The following is a 21,542-nucleotide window of genomic DNA, read 5'->3' on the forward strand; positions in this document are numbered from 1 at the left end:
TTTAATCCAGTGCAAATTCTTTTTTCCAATCACTGTCATTTTCTAAAGGTTTTTGATCTTCTTTACTTAAAATATAATTGCCAAGAACAAGATAATCCATATCAGTTCGCATAAAACATTTATACGCATCTTTTGGAGTGCAAACAATTGGTTCGCCTCTTACATTAAAAGATGTATTGATAATGACTGCGTAATCTGTTTTTTCTTCAAATTTTGAAATAAGTTTATGATACCGTGGATTTGTTTCCTTATGAACTGTTTGAAGTCTTGCAGAATAATCTACATGAGTGATAGCTGGAATATCAGACCGAACAACATTAAGTTTTTCTATTCCCCATTTTTTTTGTTCATCATCGGTCATCGAAATTCTTCGTGTTTTTTTTACATCAGCAACAAGCAGCATATATGGACTAGCTTTTTCTGTCTCAAAATACTCGCTAACTTTTTCGCAAATTACTGAAGGTGCAAATGGCCGAAATCCTTCTCTAAATTTAATTTTAAGATTCATTGTTGCTTGCATTTGGGGAGAACGGGCATCACCAATAATTGTACGGGACCCAAGCGCACGCGGACCAAACTCCATTTTACCATCAAACCAACCGATTACTTTTTCAGAAGAAATTAATTCTGCTACTTTATTTATCAGTTCTTCTTCAGAACATTTTGATGCAATTATATTTTTCGATCTAATAAAATTATTTATTGCTTTTTCATCAAACTGAGGTCCCAAATATGATCCTTTTTGTGTATCATTTTTTTCATCAGCAGTTCGAGGTTTATTATGATATTTATACCAGCCAATCAAAGCGGCACCAAGTGCTCCGCCTGCGTCTCCAGCTGCAGGTTGTATCCAAATATTATCAAATGGCCCTTCACGAAGTAATCTCCCGTTTGCAACACAGTTAAGCGCAACTCCCCCTGCAAGGCAAAGATTTTTTAATCCTGTTTCTTTGTACACATGATTGCCAAGTTTAAGCACAACCTCTTCCGTTACTTCCTGCAAGGATCTTGCAATATCCATTTCCTTTTGAGTAAGATTGGTTTCAGGTCTTCTTGGCGGACCACCAAAAAGTTTATTGAACTTTTCGTTAGTCATGGTTAGTCCTTGGCAATAATTAAAGTACTCCATATTCATTCGGAACGAACCATCTTCCTTTACATCAAGTAAATTATCATAAATAAGTTGTTTGTATTGTGGTTCTCCGTATGGAGCTAACCCCATAACTTTATATTCGCCGGAATTTACTTTGAAGCCTGTATAATATGTTAATGCTGAGTAGAGTAATCCTAGAGAATGCGGAAATTTTATATCAGCAAGAAGTTGAATATCATTTCCGTCTCCAATTCCATAAGAAGTTGTTGTCCACTCACCTACTCCATCCATTGTTAGTATTGCGGATTTGTTATATGGTGAAGGATAAAACGCAGATGCAGCGTGAGACTCGTGGTGTTCAGGAAATATTATTTTACCAGTGTACCCGAGTTTATCTTTTATAATCTCTTTCATCCAAAGCTTTTCCTTTATCCATAAAGGCATTGCTTTAATAAAAGATCTAATTCCAACCGGAGCGTATGCAAGATAAGTTTCAAGTAGTCGTTCAAACTTTAAAAATGGTTTATCATAAAACGTAACAAGCTCAAGTTGATCAGCAGTAATACCAGCATCTTTTAAACAAAACTCAATTGCTTTTGCTGGAAAGTTGTGATCATGTTTTTTACGAGTAAATCTTTCTTCCTGCGCTGCTGAGAGAATCTCACCATCTTTTACAAGACAAGCCGCACTATCATGATAAAATGCCGATATTCCTAGGATATACATTTACGGAATCACCTGAGGTTGTTGCTGATTATTAATCCACTGTTCGGCCCAATCCACATTTGGAGCAATGATTGGTACCGCTGTCATCTTTCCACCAAAGCCTAAAAATCTCATTCCAAAACTTGGCATCGAAGTAACTTTTATTTGTTCAAGAAAATCTAGATTAAGATTTACTCCATACTTAACTGCAAGACTATAGGTAAAATCAGTTATTTTCTTGTAGAGTTTTTGATCTGTTAATTCTTGCTTGTATTGAAGTTTAAATTTTTCAAATGGCTTAGAGGGAACAATTTTTTCTTCTTGCTTATCAATCAGCTTAAAAATAGAAAAACCCTCGGTTAATTTTAAAGGTCCATAAACATCACCCACGTTCATAGTTGCAGCTATTCTACCAATTTCTCCATGCTGACTAATTGAGAACAAGCCAAACTCTCCATTATTTTTCTTTGTCCATTCACGCTTGTTATATTTTTGTGAGAGTGTTTTGAAATCAATTCCATTTTTTAAATCATTGAAAATTATATCAGCTGTTTCAACGCTATCTGTTAATATTTCAATAATATTTACAAGCATTGGATATGATTCAGACTGATTATTTTTAAGATAATAATTATAAACCTCATCATTTGACACAGTTACCGAATCTCGAAATTCATCTTTCAATTTTTGAAAAAGATAATTTCGCCTCCACATTTCGACATCGCTTTTTACTTCAGGAAGATCAGCATAACCTTTCTTTAAACCTTCACGATATAAAAATTCTTTTTCAATATCACTTCGGATTCTATCATCCAAAGATGCTCTAATAAAATTTATTTTGTAATCAGTTGCATTATACCCATCAAAAATAAGTATACGTAAATATTCTTTAAAAGTAGTTGGGTTTTCATCAAGAAGAATAAATGGTTTACTTAATAATATCTCCCCAAATACTTCTTCCATTTTAAGCACATCAGCAGGTTCAAGATTTATAAGATCACCATTATTAATAAAAAAGTTTTTCTTTTTATACTCAAACAGTGATGAGATGTTTTTTGCTAAAGTTTCAAAAAGTTCAGGATTAACATCTACTTTTTTGTCTTCAAAAAACTCTGCATAAAATATTTTCTGTTGTTCAATAAGCTTTCTGGCTTCAAGTGTTTTTTTTACATTTTTAATTGCATCTTCTCTGGCATTTGAACCGGCTAAAATCTCTTCTGATTTATTAACGAGATAAAATATATACCATCCATCAGGAGTTAAAATTGGTTTAGTATATTCATTTATTTTAAGATTAAATAATGTTTCTTCAACACTTTCATCCATTTGTCCAAATACAATTTCTGTCGGTGTTATTTGTTCATCATACTCTGGGCTTTCAACAAGTATTGAATCAAATGGGATGCCGTTCTGAAGAAGTTTATGTAGATTATTTATTTCTTCATTATCATACGAAAAAAGGAACCTAACATATAGTTTTGATGAGTTTCTTCTTAACCCTTCTGCTATTTCACTTTCTGTAATAACAATTTTGTCTTGAATTTCTTTTTTAAACAGTGCATCTCTTACAAACATTTTTTCAAATGCATTTGATGCAAACTTTATAACTTCGGTTGTATCCATTTTTCTTGATAAGGCTTCAAGCGACCAAAGTTTTTCTGCGATTAGTGAAAATAGAAATTCTATTTTTTGTGATTCAACAGTGCTTTTTCTATGACGATTAATTCCGGGAGTCATTTCATATCTCTCAAGAAATTCTTTATCGGAAATTGAAATATTTCCAACCCTTGCAACGGTGTTATCTTTAAAACCTTGAGCTCGTATTACAGAGGTTATTAAAATTATAAAGAGAATAAACTTTGATATTTTGATCATTAAGAACTTTTCAAGGTAAATATTTAATAAAAAATTGTGAAATGAATTTACTAAATTCGCATATCTTAAAAAAAGTTAATCACAAACTATAACCGCTGTATAATAGTTAAAAATATGAGCAAAGATAAAAATAAATCAAATCAGAAGGTCAGCAATCAAATCTTAGAAGGGAAAAAGATCCAAAAGAAATCACCATTTTGGTTTTACATAGTTCTGATTTCAATTCCATTTGTATTTGTTATTCTACTTGAGATTTTGCTTAGATATTTTAATTATGGTTACGACTTCAAATATTTTACACAAGCATCAGAATATTACCCTAATAAATACTTTGCCAATCCCGACTTACCGCGAAAATATTTTTTCAATATTAAAGCTACGCCGTCTGTTGTGCCTGATGGATTTGATATTGAAAAGAAAAGCAATGCGTTTAGAATTTTTGTTTTGGGCGAAAGCAGTGCTGCTGGTTGGCCCTATGTTCCCAACGTTTCATTTCCGCGACACATAAAAAGAAAACTTGAATTGTTATATCCAGATAACTCAATCGAAGTAATCAATCTTGGCATTTCAGCCATTAATTCTTATACTTTAAGAGATTTTGCTTTTGGTGTAGCAGAAATGCAACCTGATTTGGTGCTTATTTATACAGGCCATAACGAGTATTACGGCGCGCTTGGTGTTGGATCTTCTGTTAATATTGGATACTCCAGAAATTTGGTAAATCTTTATCTGTATCTAAGAAATTTTAGAACCACACAATTTTTGCAGAATATTATTTCGGGAGCTATAGGAATATTTAAATCTTCCGATTCAAAAAGTAATGAGAACAAAGAAACTTTAATGAGTAGAATGATCGGCGAATCTCTTATTCCTTATAATTCTGATATGTTCAACAATGGTATCGATCAGTTTAAAGGTAATATGGATGATATACTTAGATTGTTTAGTGAAAAAAATATTCCGGTAGTTATCGGAAATCTTACCTTTAATGCAAAAGATCAAAAACCTTTTGTTTCTGTTAAAAGCGAGAAAAATCTTTCTGCGCATAATGTTTATTTAAATGCACAAAATGAGTATGAAAACGGAAATTTTACAAAAGCTAAAGAATTGTTTTTACAGGCAAAAGAACTTGATGCACTTAGATTTAGAGCACCGCAAAAAATAAATGAAGCAATTTACAGTCTTGCGAAAAAACACAATCTATCTGTGGTAAATGTTGATTCCGTTTTTCAATCTAACAGTCCAAATGGAATTGTTGGATCAAATTTAATGGTAGATCATTTGCATCCTACTTTTGCAGGATATAGAATTTTAGGTGATGCATATTTTGAAAAAATGCAAGCGCTTAACTTTTTACCAACCGGTAATCGATCTTCAATAACCGAAAACAAAGTTGATAGCATTTTAAAAGTGAATTTTCCATTTACAAGACTTGATTCCACTGTTGCAGAAATGAAGGTAATACAGTTAACAGGTGCTTATCCATTTGTTCCCAAAGGCACTAAAAATTATAAGATGCTAAACTTTAAGCCAAAAGATATTGTGGATACGGTAGCTATTCAGCTTATAAATTCCGAAATACCATGGGAATCTGCACACGCTATATTATCTGATTATTATTTTAGAAAAGGTGATTACGCTAACTGTATAAAGGAAATCGCTGTTATTATTGCCGAAAGACCTTACTATGATATTCCTTATAAAGATTTAATTTCAAAATTGGTTGATGGCGGAAAACTGGATGAAGCGATGGAATTTCTAGTGCCATTATACAAGCTTAAACCGGATTATTTTGCAACCAAGTGGTTAGGACAAGTTTTACTTAAACAAAACAAATACAAAGAAGCGCTAAATTATCTGCAGCAAGCTGTTAGATTTAAAGAAGTAGATTCTCAGACATATTATAATCTTGGCGGTGCTTACTTTTTGAACAAACAAAATGATGAAGCACTTGCAGCTTTACAAAAAAGCATAAATTTAAATCCACAAAACAAGTTAGCTGTAAATTTTTACAATCAGCTTTCTGCATTAGATAAAAAAAAGTAAATAAATCATTTCGAAAGTATTTATTTGTCATTCCCACGCAAGTGGGAATCCACTATAATTAATGGAATTTGGATTCCCGTTTTCACAAGAATGACAGATATAACTCGATTTATGAGTCAACCTCTTAAATTTTTGACATTACAAAAAATCATCTAACGAGCAGCATCTTTTTTGTAATAGTTGAATTTTTTGTACTTAGTGTATAAAAATAAATTCCACTTGAAAGACTAGAAGCATCAAATGTTGCTTCATATACTCCAGCGGATTGTTCTATATTTACAAGTGTTTCTATCTCTTCACCCAATAGATTAAATACTTTTAATTTAACAAAACTGTATTCGGGTATGCTGTATCTAATTTTAGTAGTAGGATTAAATGGATTTGGATAGTTTTGCTCTAATTGAAAATCAGATGATAATAAATCTTCAATACTTTCTACACCAACGGGGGTTGGATCACCAAATAAATTATATATTGTGATTGTTGGTATATCCGTTAAAATAAAGTTATGCGATAGACTATCAGCAAACTCATTATTCAAAGGCTCAATTCCGCCATTTACAGTATCAGCACCTGCATACATAACTGCAAATTTGTATTCATAAATACCGGAGTTTGTACCTGCAGGAACATCCTTTTCAAACCTCCAATTATTATCACTAATATGAGTTAATAATACCATATCTCCAGTCAATGTATCATCCACACACCAGCAACCGCCCAACATATTTCCCATTAAAGGTAGCGTACTTTTAAGTCCAATAAATTCAATTTCAGAAAGTGGTATTGGTAATCCATTGTATCGATTAATTGCTCCGGTCATGTCAAGATTTAAAGTTAGATGGAGGTCTACTGGCCAAATTTGTCCTGGGTATATATTGGGTATGATTATTGGCAAAATCACAACATTGCTGTCTTCACTAAATGCAAACCAGCGATCTGGTCCAGTTTCCCATCCGGCATTTGTAAAATAATAAGGTGGCGCGGCTTTAAATTTCCATCTCACGGAATCAAGAGTACTGCTAACTAATAATGTTGTAGTATAAATTCCGGGATTAAGAGTATCAACATTGGACATCATTCTATTACCAATAACCGTTGTTTCTCCATCCCAGTCCAAACCTATAACTAACAATGAATCACGTAATGGATCAAGAGCCCCGCCAGGACCTACGCCGATGATAGCACTAATATCTGCAGTAAAAGTAACTGTATTTGTTATTGCTATTTTATTTTTTTGTGCGAATGAAACACAAGCTGCAAGAATCAACAAAAAAATTGTTAATTGCCTTTTCATATTAGTTCCAAAAAATTTATCTAACCAAAATCATTTTTTTAGTTATAACAGAATTCTTAGTACTTAGTGTATAAAAATAAATTCCGCTTGAAAGTTTAGAAGCATCAAATGTTGCTTCATATACTCCTGCGGATTGCTCTCCATTAAATAACGTTTCTATTTCTTCTCCCAATAGATTAAATACTTTTAATGTAATAAAACTATTCTCAGGAATGCTGTATCTAATTTTTGTAGATGGATTAAATGGGTTTGGATAGTTTTGTTCTAAAATAAATCGATCGGGTATTAAATTACTTATTTGTTCAACATTAAGAGGCGGGACTGGATATCCGAACCAATTATTTGAAACCGATATTGGATGATTTAATAAAACATTAAAATGATTAACTCCAAAAGGGAATTCATTATTAAGATATGCAACTCCACCATTTACTGTATCAGCACCGGGGTACATTGCCCCAAACCGAAATTCAAAAGGTCCTAGATTTATTCCAACAGGAAGTGTTGTATCATAAGACCAGATGTTTCCGGAAGTGTGAGTTAATACTTTCAATAAACCATTAACTGTATCATCCGGACACCAGCAATGTGTAGCCCAAGAATTTCCCAACCAAGGTACCGAACCTAATACAACGACATAATCGATTGAATCGACCGGAATCGGTTCGCCATTATACCAATTAATTGCACCTGTCATATCAACGTTTATTGTAAAATCTATTTCATTTGTGCTAACTCCAAAGTTTGGATAAATACGAGGTACAATTGTAGGTAATGTTATTATTGATCCGTCTGCTACATAAACATGCCATCGATCAGAACCAGTTTCCCAACCTGTGTTTTGAAATCTTGAATCAGGATAAGCTCTAAATTTCCATCTAGCAGAATCATCAAATATTGGAGGCAAAACTGCAAGTTACAGTATGTTGTTTTATAAATACCCTCATTAAAAGGATCGGTATTTAACATTCTTCTACTACCAACAACAAAACTGCTATTATCCCAGTCTAAACCCATTACCAGTAGTGAGTCCTGTGCGGGATCAAAAGCGCCCTCAATCCCAACCCCTAATATTGAACTGATATCCGCCGTAAAATTTAAAGTGTTTTTGATTACAAAATCTACATAAAAACTATCATTGTTAAACCAAACCGTCGGAATGATTGTAGAAGGAGCAGTAAGTGTAAATGGTCTATCAGGTGTTGATTCCCAATTGTCTGGTGCTGGCGGATTAACTATAACATATTTGAAGGCATAATTATTACCGAGAAAATTTGATGGGATCTGATATGTACCCGTATAAATTGTATCATCATCTTCACGAACAACTACATTTGCACCTGCAGGGAAGTTTCCTTCAAACATCTGAACACTCATATCAACCTGAAATGTTACAGGGATAGGAAAAGCGTTAGTTGATCTGACAGCATAAGGAGCAACCCATATTACGGATGGTGCGGTTTGATCAATAGTTGGAGTTGTGTTCCCTTGTTCATACCAGAACATTGAAAAGATATAATCAGATTCTCCAGTTGTGGCCATATATGGCGCAAGGTGACATCCGTCTTCATTCATTGTATTGGTTTCGGTTAAGTTTGTTGAACCAGACCAATTTGCATCTGATAATGCTCTTGTATGAACATATAGATCGCATAGTGAATCCTGAGTTTCAGGTGAACCAATAGAATATTGAACAGCAAAGAAATCACGATTCTTATTAGCTGCAATCATAATAGAAGGCCCTGTTTGCCCAAGACCTGGAGTATTATCTTCATATCCATATTTTGAATTATCATGAGCCGCGGTAATTACTTTACCAGCCCATACGTTGGGAGCAGTTTCATAAATTTCAACTATCGCATTTTGTAACATAACTGAATCAGTTAACCCTGTTACAAAATGAACATTGCCATTATCATCAACTTGAATATCGCCTGAATAACTAACATATGTGTCACCTACTTTCCAGTCCCATAATTCAGTAAAGTTTGTCAAACCAGGAATTGTTCTCCAATCCGGAACAAACCAATCACTCCATGTTGCACCATGATCTGTTGATTTTGAATAACCAATTTCCCAACCACCGGCACCAATTTCTTCAGTGTAAGAACCAATTACACCAACATATACAACACCATTGTGTGAGACACCACCTAAAAGGATGCTTCCATTTGTCCATCTTGTTGTTCCCCAAGTAGGAGGATCAATTACTTCAACAATAGAATAATCCTGTGTTCTCCATAGTCTTATAGAGTTGTCAGTTAGATTATCAGCACACCAAAAAATCCAGGAATCATCACTAAAAGTTGGAATATTTGATCCATAAGCTGGTGGACCTTGATCGATATCTGCAAATGCTGATTCCAACAAACCTTCAGAAACTCCATAACCTATCCAACCAAATTCAGATGAATTTAATTCCGGCCATGAAAAAGCTCCTAATAAATCAGCCATATTTGTAGAATTAGGAAAGTTTGCAAAGGTCATATTAGGATATCTGGCCGAATTTTGTGACAACGTACCATTTTGTACTGAAGTATTACTTCTGTGCCAGCTTATTCCCAAATCTGTAGAATAATTCCACCAAAGTTCGCCACTGCTAACAGCATAAGGTGTTTTACCTCTATGAACAACAGCTAGTACCTTTGATATAGGATCATAAACAAGTGGATTTAATGTATTAGCTGTCGGACCGAATGAGTTAGCCATAGTATCTACGGCAACATAATTTGCAGCCGTTTGCGGTGAGTTTTTGCTTAATGGGATAAAACTACTGTTGTTCAAAGAACTTTCATCCACTTTTAATGGTGCTTGTTGCTTAATGATTTCTTGCGCGTTAACAGTATCAACCCCGAAATCAAGAATGCAACTTATATCGGCAGTAAAATTAATAGTATTGTTGATTTGAAAACCAATACTTCGCGGAAACGAAAAAGCACTGATTGAAAAGACCAGTGCTAAAAATTTCAGTTCTTTCATAATGCGCCCCTCGAAATAACTGTTACATAATGTTAATTAAAGACCTACGGATAAAGAAAATCTTGATATCGGATCAAAGATTCCAAAATCAGCATAACTATAATCAAACTTTGCAAAAAATCCGCCAAAATCATATTGTAAACCAACACCGGCTGTTAAACCTTCTTCTGCTGCTTCTTTAAATAATGAGTTATAACCGCCTCGTACGGATATTAAATTTCCCCATGTAAGTTCTAATCCAACATTACCATAAGTGGATTGATTATTCGGGATAAGTGCATCACCGGCTAAAGTTAAAAGCCAGTCTTCATCCTGATAAGCATCATAAGCTAAACCAACTGTAAATGTAAGCGGCAAAGACCATGATTCTGTTAACAACTGTCCGGATATATTTGAGTTGTTGCCAGTGTTAGCAGGATCAATATCAATCGGTTGCAACAATGATTTTCCATCAAGCTGCATTTCAGTTCCAAAGTTGGTGATATTCATACCCAATCGTAACCCTTCAAGCTGGGTATAAAACAAAAGTCCAACATCAACTCCAAAACCTGTTGCAGAAACATCATATATTTTTTGAGAAATATACTTTACTGTTCCACCGATAGAAAATCTATCAGTAAGATTTCTTGAATAAGAAAGTCCAATTGCAATATCAGATGCAGACCAATACTGTCCTGTACCGTTTTGCTGTTGGGGTGTTGTAATTTCTTCTTCGCCGTAATCTAACTGATTTATGCTTATACCAATTGCATTGTCATCATCAAATTTAAATCCAATACCAACCCAGTTAAGTCTTGAGCCAACAAGCCATTCTGCAGTTGATGCGCTAAACTCGTTTCTGGAAAGTCGTGATAAACCTGCGGCATTCCAGAAGGCAGTTGTTGCATCATTAGCAACAGCGGTAAAAGCACCACCCATTCCGGTTGCACGGGGTCCGACCGGAATTGTTAGAAAATTTCCAACGGTTGTACCAACTTTGGTTTGCGGAAAAAAGTTTACCGATAAACCAAAAACAATTAATAATAATATTTTTTTCATTTTAATCTCCATTATATTCACTGGTAATCGGTTACTTAATTATTGCCAGTTTGCCGGTTTTTTTATCGCTGATACCCTCTACTTCTACAACATAGAAATAAACACCGAATGCAATATCCAAACCTTCTTTGGTTCTAAGATCCCATTCTAATGAGCCATCATTTAAGCTACCATCATGCTCAAGGCTACGTACATGGTTACCACTAGAAGTATAAATATGTACCTTGGATTTTGGCGGTAGATTTATAAAATAAATAACTCGCTCTCCACGTCCTCTTACAGTAGGCGGCAGAGGTTCTTCAAAAACGTTTGCAACTATGTATGGGTTTGGCACCGCTTTAACAAGATTTAACTGTTCCCTTGCAGAATTTAAATCATAAGATGCTTTGGTGGTTGTAAATGTAAATTTATCATTACCGGAAATTGGTTTGTTATAACGAAGAAATAAAGTATCGCCGCCAGCTGGCACAATTTCCGAACTATCTGAGCCTGTAAATGTAAACCTCCAGGAAAGTTCAGTTCCTGTAGGATCAGAAAAGATAACATTATCGCCAAAAGATAGTGTATCCCGCCGATAAGGTTTGGTTTCTAAAAAGACAAATTGTACTCTCTTAGGATTATTTCTATCTGTTATATCAAAAGCTTTAAAATTTACTAGCTTAGCAGGTGGCGCACCACTGCCCAACAATTCTGTTAGTTTATTAGAGCTATCTGAATATGTATCCGAGAATGTTAACATGTAGTCCCTCGGAAACCTTGTTCCCCAAATAGTTGTAAGTTTAACCTGATCATTTGTAAACTTTAAGTTCTTAGGTCTTTCAATATTCCACCCTGTTAGTCCATTATAAAATGAACCTGGTGCACCGGGAATTGGGGTTTTTAATTTAACACTATCAAGTCTTTGGAAACTTGAATCGAGTGATAATCTCACTCCGTCAAATACAATTCCATTTGAAGGAGTAAATGGCTTATCAGATAAAACTACATTTCCTAAAGGATCTGAAACAGAATATCCTGATGAAATATTTACGAAGGATTTTTCTTGACTTAATGGATCCGGAGTTTTTCTTAATGAATCATTAAAGGTTATAGTATATGTTCCCTCATTCATTTTTATCGGATCAACCACTTCGTAAAACGGAACGGGTGTTGAAAATCCGCTTACTCTTTGTGCATTTATTCCTGAAGGAGGCGGTACATAACCAGCAACAGGTGCCGATGGAGTAACTGCAACAGTATTTATATCCGTGCTGATTCTACCCAGCGCGTCTTTAGAAATAAATCTGGTGTTTTCAGATGGGTAAATATCTTTGCTGGCATCACCTCTATCATAAGCAACAAGAGCATAGTAATAAGTTCTTCCATTTATTACATTGTTATCAACATAATAGTTTTGTATTCCATTATCTGTTCCGAGATTGAATGGTGCACCGTCGGTTAATGTAATCAAATTGGTCGATGAAGGAAAAATTCCACTAATTCCATTAATCAAATCAAATTGTGCTACTGGTTTGTAAAATACTTTATCGCCGGATGCATTAGTTATTAATAAAGCATCTGTAAGATCAGGATCAGTACCCTTGTAAATTTTGTACCCTTCAAAATCTTTTACTTTTAGTGTAGGGTCAACTGAATTTTCTGCAACCCTATCCCAATAAAGAGTTATTTTACCATTTTCAGCAACAGCATTTAAAGTTGGTTTATCCGGTGGTCTTGGAAAATTATAATTAGCATTATAAATAGTTTGTGCTATTTGCTTAGCTTTTAGAACTGAGCTAAAATCACTTCCAAACGCAAGTGCTAAAGAAAATCTTTCTGTCTTTCCTGCTAATAATGGAAAATAACCGGAACCATATAAAAAGTCTCCATCTTCACCTCTTATCGCAACGTTATTTACAATTGAAGAAGGAACTTGAAAATATCCCGGTAGCATTCTACCCCACAGATTAGCATCATCACTCATTGCAATATCACCGGCTGGTACAAAGTATTGAAAACTTGTTAAACCTATCTGGTCAGATTCATCAACATCTGTCGCATCAAAATTTGGTTCCCCTGCTGTTGGAATTCCATCGCCTTCACCAATATCAAAAGTTCCTGCCTTTCCATCAGCACCAACGTCATCAAATTCTGCAGTCCAATCGCCATCATTATCAATTCCATCATCGCGGGATTCATCAATTAAAGGATTCCCATTACCGCCAGCTAGATAATCTCTGTATTGAACAGGAGCCAATGTATCAATTAATACGATTGGTAATGCCGGTGGTATAGCTGCAGATTTTTTAAATTGGCGATAATGTACCTGATAATTTTCATCTATCAATCCATCAAGATCATTATCAATTCCATCTCTTGCAGTTTTGCCAATTGGTTCAGTTGTGGTAAGATTTATATTTCCTTCAACTAATTTTGTAACACCAGGTTGAATAAAAAACGGAACGCCAAGTGAAACAACAGTTACTGTGTCATTTGGTACGGTAAACGAGGTTCTTTCATAGGTAGTTTTATCAATTAATATTAATTTATCTCCTGCAACAATCGCTGGTACTTCTGAAACGTTTGGAAAATCTTCAGCAGCAAAATAATTTGCAGTTCCTATGGTTGCATTGTCACCGTCATTATCAATACCATCAAAACTATTACCCGGTGATTCTAAAAACGCGTACGCAATATATCCAACCTGTGTTGGATCAGGCAGCCACTTAGGATTTGCGGCGGGATTAATATAATGATCAAAATCCCAGGTATAAGTGATTGATTCACGAACATTAAAAAAAGAAGCATCATCATTCCACTCAGGGTCCTCAACTCCAACATAAGTTCCAACTACGGTTCCAAACACCGCTTGATCGTATGTTTCTGTACCATCATTCTTAATGTTATATAACCAGAATACAACATCTTGAGCTAAGAAGTTTGACCACTGCAATCCACGAACAGAAACTTGCAACCCATGCCCTCTTCTTTGTACATCATTTGCATCCGGGCTAAAATCATTCTGCAAATAGTTTTCTTCATCATTATTATCATCCATCCAGAAGTAGCTTTCCTGGTCTGCATTTAATTGCGCGCGTCCAAAAAAACCATTCCAATCAACATTTGGAGTTTTATCCACTCCATCAACAATTATAGGTTCACCGGAATAAGTCCAACTAGGATAGTCAGGCCAATTCTGCGGCCATGTTTCTGTCTGATGACTCATCGCAACGCCTTTGCCAATCTCATCAAGAATAGGATCTGCAAAACCGGGAATTGGTTCAAATGTATATGATTTACCGCCACCGCCTTCACCACCACCAGGTCTATCAACAGGTGTGATAACAACAGAATAAATTGTGTCATTTACACCATCTTGCGGAAGTGTTCCACGACGATAGTCGCGAATAGGTAATCGTAGTCCCACAACGGGCGAAACGTCACCAACGTAACCATTTGCATCAAATTTCCATGCACCCCTAGGACCTTCAGTACCAGGTTGTGCAATTACACCATAGTTTGAAAAAACTGTTCTTACCTGGTTTCCTCTATGCACACCAACTTTTCTAAAGTTTGATGTTCCTCTATTAATAATTCTATCCTGAGCAAGAATATCTGCTGAAGATAGGAAAACTAAAAACGCAAGTAATAAATAATGTTTAATTGATATTTTCATAATTTTTTTTCCAATAATTAATACCTTTATTCTAGAAGAAAATTGTTGCGCCTAATTCTACTCTTCTTGGCTCAGAGTAAAAACTAGGGTTTCTATAATACTCATCCAATGTATTTACTAGCTGATCCGGGTTATCATCATTCCTTCTTAAAAATTCATTGATTGTAAATTCCGCTGTACCACTATCATTGTATACATTTACTTCATTACTTATATCAAATAAATTATAAACTCTTGCAAATAGACTTAGTCTAAAATCACCAAAAACAATGTCTTTATACAATCGCATATCTACATTTGCAGAGCTAGGTTTTAACTCACTATTTGTAAGCAATGTAGAAAGATTAAGTGATGAGGATGGAGTATATGGAAATCCACTTCCGTACTGCCCAATTAAACTAAAGCCCCAATCATCGTCTGAGGCATAAGAAAATGTTGCGTTAACTGTATGAGTTTGATCCCAATTTAATTTAATTAGTTTAATTTCCGGCTGCGTACCATCAATAATTGCCTGCCTGTTTGCTGCAGGATCAGATGCATTTCCTTTTGCAGATTGGAATGTATAATCAACAGTTGCAGACCAGTTACTCGAAAGCCTTTTTGTAACTGTTAAAACAACTCCCTGTACAAAACCAAAATCACTGTTTACATATTGGCTGTAACTAGATGAACCACCTGGCAGTCTAATTTCGTCAGCTCTGGTTCCTGCAAGATTTCTAATATCTCTAAAGTAAGCAGTTAGATCGATTGAAATGTCATCCGTAAATGCCTGCTGTACGCCAACTTCACCGCTAATAGTTTGTTGTGCTTTCAAATTTGAATTACCTGCAATTCCAAGATTTCCTGTACCAGCACCGAATTTAAACTCAGGATTTGTGTATAACAGATCAAAGTTTGGTATCTGGAAAAAATGCCCGTAAGAAAAATGGATAACTCCTCTATCGGTAATAGGAAAAGCTATTCCTAATCTTGGTGAAATCTTAATTTCATTTTCAGCATCTTTATACCATGTCTCACCATTGGCATTTGAATTTTTTCTTTCTGCTAAAGATTTTTGAATATTAACTTCTTTTCTCGGTCTATAAATATCAGGGTCAGTAGGATCATTCAAAACCAGCCCATCAGAATCGAAATAGTCCATTCTAACGCCAATGTTAATAATCATCTCATTTAACTCAAGTTTATCTTGCAGATATGCTGAAAACTCGAAAGGTTTTCTTTCATAAATATCGATGGCTAAATTTTCATTTGGATCGAGAGGGTCTGGAACAAAGCGAGTTACAAAAGGATTTCCTGTAAATGAAGGATCTTCGACAGATAATGGCTGCTGCAGGTAAATATTATCAAATCCCAAATGATGTTGATTGACTTCAATACCAAACTTAACCATGTTAATTTTATCAACCTGCGAAGTAAAATCTAACTTAAATCCGTAGGAATTTGTAATCCTTTTAAATTGTTGATTTTGGGTTCCACCGGTTTTAAAACTTGGAACCTCAGTCGGTTGTTGTCCGAGCAATCTATCGTGTGTCCAAAGAGTATCATTCGGATTTTCATAAACATATTGCTTGTACTGTTTAAAGAAGTAAGAAAAGTTTGCTTGATAAAATGTTGAGGGTGAAAGAGTATGAGTTAGACCTAAAATGTTTGTTTGTCCTACTCTAAATCTTTTAAAATCGCCATCAGGATTGAATGAGAATGACTGATCAAAATCTCTGTATTCAACATTATCATAAAGAAAGTTATAATTTACTTTTACACCGGAAAATGGTCTGTATGTTAATTTTCCCTGTCCGTAAACTTTTTCGTTCCAATTCATAGGAACAATTTCGCCATCACCCTTGCCAGCAGGGTTTGCATTTAAAATGTATCTTGATTCTATTGGTTCAGTAGCACCTTGGTTAATAGTAATATTCCATGGATTATAATTTCTCTGTCCGTTTATCCATCCACCAAAATAAATATATCTTACATTTGCATAAAAGAACATCGAGTTTGGAATAATTGGACCGCTGATATTACCTTCAAAGTTTCTAATTGAAAAAGGATTAACGTTATCAATATCTCTAAAAATATTCGTTCTGTTGCTTACATAATCACCAATATAGCTTGTAAATGATCCTTGAAATTTATTATCACCATCTTTAGTTGCAATGTTTACATATCCTGAAAGTGCTTTGCCATATTCTGCATTAAAAGCACCACTAACAAATTGCAATTCTTGAATTGAACTTGTAGAAACATCGACAACAGTTGAACCATCGTAAACGTCCGTTACGGGCACGCCATCAATTGCGTATACAACTTCACCACTTCTGCCGCCTCTAACATTGCCTCCAACAATTCCTGCTTTTAGCTGCAGAACTTCCTGAAATTCAGTTACTGGTAGAACTGAAATATCATCGGCACCGATTATGGAAGTGGATGAGGTAAGATCTTTTGTTATCAAAGGTCTTGTTGCAATAACAATTACTTCCCCTTTTAATTCAATGCTAGTTTCCATTAATTCAAAATTAACTTCAGTAGTTAAATCTATGGAAACGCGAGCGCCTTGAACTGTTTGTGAATTATAACCAATTGCAGAAGCCCTAATATTGTAATTGCCCGGTCTCAATCCGATGATGGAATAATATCCATCTATATCAGTGGCCGCACCTAGTGTTGTGCCTTCAACCAAAACATTAACAAATGGAAGAGCTTCGCCCGTATTTCCATCTAATACTTTTCCTGCAATTTTGCCGCTTTGACCAAAAGTAGTTGTGGCAAGAAAAAGTGAAAGAAGAAATACAGACAGATACTGTATTCGAAACTTCATATATCCCTCCGGGAGGTAAAATTGTAGATCATGTTTGAATTGTATAAGAATAGAGTAAAAATTATTCTATACCTTGTCCTAATTATACTTTAATTAATAGTTTATTAAAATCTTCTGTGCCAAATATATGTTTCACTGGATGTAATGTCAAAACTATAATTTCTGTAATAAAGTTGTATTTCATAAATGTTCAATTGCAAAAAATTGAGTTGTATTTATTTCTGATTGATTTAGGAGAATTGATGTCAAGACCTAATTAAATTAGGCCTAGGGGTGTTTACAGAAATGAGCCAATTTACATATTATCATTATGCTTTTTTGTGAAATGGGTGTTTAATTCTTACACAAAGATAAATTGAACAAAATGTTTTTGCTAAAAACTATTTTACTTAAAATTACTCGGATTTGGATTTTACACTGATGCTTATTTCTGACTATAGGCAGTCATACCACCAAGGACATATTTTACGTTATAGCCGTTTTTACTAAGAAATGTTGCCGCGACAGAGGATCTATTCTGTGTCCTGCAGATTACAGCAATTTCCTTGTCCTTATATTTTTCAAGTTCTGCAATTCTGGATTCTAATTCCTGAACGGGAATATTAATTGCATTTTCTATTTTGCCCAACAGACCGGCTAATTCCTGTGGAGTTCTAACATCCAGCACAATTAATTCTTTATCATTTTTTAATTTAGCTTTAAACTGTTCCATTGTATAAGAGTTGGATGAATTTTGCTGTGCGCAGCCTAATGCAGACATAAAAACAACCGTGAGAATTACAAAATATTTTAATCGATTCATTTACTTTCCTTTAATTTAATCCACACATTCCCGAAGCACATCCGCCGCTGTAGGATGGTTGAGTTCCACAACTACCGGATTCACAACTTGAACTATTTGTTGAAAATCCTGATGCGCTAAAAGTAGATAATAATTTTTGATTTTCTTTTGAATTACAGCTTGGGCAGCTAACTTCTTCTTGATTCAATGATGATTTATGTAATACTTCAAATTTTGAGTTGCATTGTTTACATTTATATTCAAATATCGGCATTGTGTTTTCCTTCTAATTTTATTTTTTTGTTTTTCGTCTATTGATTTCTAAAAATTAATCGCAATCACTTAGGTCTAAAAAATTCATCAAACGTGAGTGTGCTTCTTTTGGAATTTCTTCATTATATTTTTTATAATAATCAATAGTAAGCTCTACAGTTTTAAAGTAACTTTTGCAGTCGGTGCAATTATCCAGATGATTTTTGATCGCAACGCATTTGTCAGAGTTAAGCTCTTCACCTAAACTTTCACAGATGTGTTGCATAACATCTTTGCATTTTGGTTTTTGTTCACTCATCGGCTAAATGCCTCGTTTAATTCTTTTCTTAAAAATGCTCTTGCTCTGTGTAATCTTGATTTTACTGCAGGCACTGATAATTCAGTCATCTCAGCAGTTTCTTCTGTAGATAATCCTTCAACATCACGAAGTAAAAAAACAATTCTGTACTCCGGACTTAGTTTATCAATTGAATCATCCAATATTTTTTTCAACTCTGTGTTTTCAATATCCTGATTTGGAATATTAGACCAATCTGCAGTGTACTTGTCTTCATACAAATCATCATCATTATCAATCGAAACAAAAGTTCTTGATTTATCTTTTCTAGCAAGCATTAAACAATGATTAGAAACTATCCTGTATAACCAGGTAGATATTTTGGAGTTTCCATCAAATTGATGCAGGCTTTTTATCATGCTAAAAAAAGTCTCCTGCATTATATGTTCAGCTTTGTCTCTATCCCTGCAAATTTTATATGAAAAATTATAAACAGTTTGCTCGTTATTTTTAACTAACTGGGCAAGGGCCTGTCTATCTCCCGATTTTGCAAGTTCTACTAAATTTGATTCTTCCATTCTGTAAGATGCTCTATGTAAAATGTGGATTCTTTAAGTGGACAAAAATACCAAATATATTTTAGATAGGTAAATATTTAAAAAAATGACTGTTTTTTAAGGTTTATTTGTTGCACAATATTTGATGAAATTCATTCATTTATCAATTATTTTGGATTTTAAAAATGAGTTCTAATAAAACAATTGAGCTAATCAAATCAAATGATCTGTTCAAAGGATTAGATTTTACAACCTTAAATATTCCATTTGATGCTAAAAACTTTTTAGAATTTAAAGAAGGCGACATAATTTATTCATCAGGCCAGCCTTCTGATTTTGTTTACCTGATAATTAATGGTGAAATAAAAATAAAATTAAATTCCTTAAAGCGTCTTTTCTTCAAATCACCAAATGAATTTTTTGGTGAAACCGAAGTGCTGCAAAATGAGCAAAGAAGTTCATCTGCTTTAGCCAACAGTGATTGTTTGATTTATAAAATTGATGCAAACTTATTTAGCAAACTTCAAACAGAGTCTGCATCATTTAATGGAAATTTATTAAGTGATAAAAAGAATGAAGTAATTAACACTCCAGTTTTAAAAACAACTCCGGAGCCGATCCCTTCTGAACCAATCATCCCAAAAATTGAACCTGAATTAAAATCGGAACCCGTACAAGTTGAGATTAATAATCTTGTCGATGTAAAACCCAAATATCAAACATCAATTGATCTTGATAAAATTAAAATTAAACATTATGAACAGGAACCTGATCTTGATGCATTTATCCAGAAAAAATATTTAGAGAGTGATAATAAATCTTTAAAGAAAAATTTGATTGGTGATCCAGATGATCTGACAAACTGGATAATTACAGAGGGAACTTTGGAAGAGGTTGGTGTTAATAAATCACAATCCTCGGTTACCTCTAAATCAAAAACAAATGAAAAAGGGTTGTCATTTTCTAATCCCACTCAAAATTTTGAAAATCAATTCGGGCTGGAGTCTGATGGTTATAAATCTCCATCTCCACCACAACCATCTGCTGATATTAATAAAATTTGTAAGGAAATTTTAGATTATCTTTTATTAAAAACAGATTCGCATATTGGCGCCATCTATCTTTTCTCACAGGATTCACAAATGCTCGAGGAAATTTATCAAACTAATGAATCAATTTACAAAGTAAAGAGATCAATTAAGGATGGCATAACAGGTTTAGCAGCAAAAGAAAAAGAAGTAAGATTCGCAGTTTCGTTTCTGAATGATATAAATTACAATCAGGATGTTGATCGCCCAAATGATTTTACAGGCGAATCTTTGATTGTTATTCCCTTTGTTGATGATAAAAAAAATATACTCGGCATTGCGCAAATAGGATCAAACGAAACTATGTTTACTAAAGAGGAGGAAAGAAAAATTAAAGAGTACGCTGTTCTTACTTCAAAGGTTTTGCAGCAGAGTTTATATTTAGGTTCGCAAAGTAATGTGGGCAGTAAATCGGAACTTGGTCAAAGTGCAAATTTTATAATGCAGGATGTAAAAGCTCCACTGCTAACTATAAAACACTATTCATCTCTTCTTTCAAGATTTGATTTACCAGAAGAAGTTAAAAAAGTAATTGGATTACTTTCAGCCCAAGCTAATTCTGTAATTGATTTGGTACAATCGTCAATCGATTTTACTGAAAAAAACAAAAAGATAAAATTAGAGGTAGTAAATTTTAACGAAGTAATGGATCATAATTTAACTTTACTTTCTGATTATGTTGAATCGAGAAATGTAAAGTTGTTTAAAAAACTTGCGGAAGATGTGAGGGTAAAAATTGATAAAAGAAAATTTTATGTGGCGTGTTATTATGTTTCAAGATTTGCATGTGATATGATGAAAAGTGGAGGCAATTTGTACTTTAGCAGCCAAATTGAAAATTCCAACATTGTTTTAAGTATTAAAGATGGAAATAAAATAGCGCCTAATGATTTAGAAAAAGTTTTTGATCCAGGATTTACGGGCAGTACAAATGAAAATCTTGGATTAAGTCTGGCAATATCAAAATTTATAATTGAGTCTATGAATGGGTCTATAAAATTAGAGTCTTCAGATACAGGTACAACTTATTTGGTTTCTATTCCAATTTTGTTTTAAACTTAAG

14 protein-coding genes are annotated in these 21,542 nt (G+C 34.1%); 2 read left to right on the forward strand and 12 right to left on the reverse strand.

What is annotated here, in order from left to right:
• Position 1 precedes the first annotated feature (1 nt).
• Both IPJ23_11735 and IPJ23_11740 read right to left on the reverse strand, forming a co-directional pair.
• Positions 2 to 1,819, reverse strand: coding sequence for a carbamoyltransferase (locus tag IPJ23_11735; GenBank protein ID MBK7631349.1), 1,818 nt, complete (start codon positions 1,817 to 1,819; stop codon positions 2 to 4).
• On the reverse strand, positions 1,820 to 3,673 hold the full coding sequence (locus IPJ23_11740; GenBank protein MBK7631350.1) for a peptidylprolyl isomerase: 1,854 nt from the start codon (positions 3,671 to 3,673) through the stop codon (positions 1,820 to 1,822).
• A gap of 114 nt (positions 3,674 to 3,787) precedes the next feature.
• Here IPJ23_11740 and IPJ23_11745 point away from each other — a divergent pair, with 114 nt between their 5' ends.
• Positions 3,788 to 5,719 (forward strand): tetratricopeptide repeat protein, encoded by a 1,932-nt coding sequence (locus tag IPJ23_11745; GenBank protein MBK7631351.1) that lies wholly within the window; start codon positions 3,788 to 3,790, stop codon positions 5,717 to 5,719.
• 148 nt (positions 5,720 to 5,867) lie between these two features.
• Here the strand turns inward: IPJ23_11745 and IPJ23_11750 are convergent, their stop codons facing one another.
• The 10 genes from IPJ23_11750 to IPJ23_11795 form a co-directional block, all read right to left on the reverse strand.
• Positions 5,868 to 6,455, reverse strand: a complete 588-nt coding sequence (locus tag IPJ23_11750) for a T9SS type A sorting domain-containing protein (GenBank protein MBK7631352.1) — start codon at positions 6,453 to 6,455, stop codon at positions 5,868 to 5,870.
• A gap of 577 nt (positions 6,456 to 7,032) precedes the next feature.
• Positions 7,033 to 7,713 (reverse strand): T9SS type A sorting domain-containing protein, encoded by a 681-nt coding sequence (locus IPJ23_11755; GenBank protein MBK7631353.1) that lies wholly within the window; start codon positions 7,711 to 7,713, stop codon positions 7,033 to 7,035.
• A 98-nt stretch (positions 7,714 to 7,811) separates the two neighbouring features.
• Entirely contained in the window at positions 7,812 to 9,995 is a 2,184-nt protein-coding gene (locus tag IPJ23_11760; GenBank protein ID MBK7631354.1) for a hypothetical protein, read from the reverse strand.
• Between the two features lie 36 nt (positions 9,996 to 10,031).
• Complete coding sequence (locus tag IPJ23_11765; GenBank protein ID MBK7631355.1) at positions 10,032 to 11,033, reverse strand: PorV/PorQ family protein; 1,002 nt, start codon at positions 11,031 to 11,033, stop codon at positions 10,032 to 10,034.
• A 31-nt stretch (positions 11,034 to 11,064) separates the two neighbouring features.
• On the reverse strand, positions 11,065 to 14,688 hold the full coding sequence (locus IPJ23_11770; GenBank protein ID MBK7631356.1) for a hypothetical protein: 3,624 nt from the start codon (positions 14,686 to 14,688) through the stop codon (positions 11,065 to 11,067).
• A 31-nt stretch (positions 14,689 to 14,719) separates the two neighbouring features.
• The gene (locus IPJ23_11775) at positions 14,720 to 17,503 is read right to left on the reverse strand and encodes a TonB-dependent receptor (protein MBK7631357.1); all 2,784 of its coding nucleotides are present in this window, start codon (positions 17,501 to 17,503) and stop codon (positions 14,720 to 14,722) included.
• Between the two features lie 424 nt (positions 17,504 to 17,927).
• Positions 17,928 to 18,305: a rhodanese-like domain-containing protein gene (locus tag IPJ23_11780; GenBank protein MBK7631358.1), complete on the reverse strand. Its 378-nt coding sequence runs from the start codon at positions 18,303 to 18,305 to the stop codon at positions 17,928 to 17,930.
• Between the two features lie 10 nt (positions 18,306 to 18,315).
• Positions 18,316 to 18,558 (reverse strand): zinc ribbon domain-containing protein, encoded by a 243-nt coding sequence (locus IPJ23_11785; protein MBK7631359.1) that lies wholly within the window; start codon positions 18,556 to 18,558, stop codon positions 18,316 to 18,318.
• 54 nt (positions 18,559 to 18,612) lie between these two features.
• The gene (locus IPJ23_11790; GenBank protein ID MBK7631360.1) at positions 18,613 to 18,855 is read right to left on the reverse strand and encodes a hypothetical protein; all 243 of its coding nucleotides are present in this window, start codon (positions 18,853 to 18,855) and stop codon (positions 18,613 to 18,615) included.
• Entirely contained in the window at positions 18,852 to 19,412 is a 561-nt protein-coding gene (locus tag IPJ23_11795; GenBank protein ID MBK7631361.1) for a sigma-70 family RNA polymerase sigma factor, read from the reverse strand. Before IPJ23_11795 ends, IPJ23_11790 begins: the two co-directional genes overlap by 4 nt.
• A 164-nt stretch (positions 19,413 to 19,576) precedes the next feature.
• Between IPJ23_11795 and IPJ23_11800 the strand changes: the two genes are divergently transcribed.
• The gene (locus tag IPJ23_11800; GenBank protein MBK7631362.1) at positions 19,577 to 21,535 is read left to right on the forward strand and encodes a cyclic nucleotide-binding domain-containing protein; all 1,959 of its coding nucleotides are present in this window, start codon (positions 19,577 to 19,579) and stop codon (positions 21,533 to 21,535) included.
• Positions 21,536 to 21,542: the final 7 nt, after the last annotated feature.

Source organism: Ignavibacteriales bacterium (assembly GCA_016709765.1).
In the GTDB taxonomy this organism is placed as follows: Bacteria; Bacteroidota; Ignavibacteria; order Ignavibacteriales; family Ignavibacteriaceae; genus IGN3.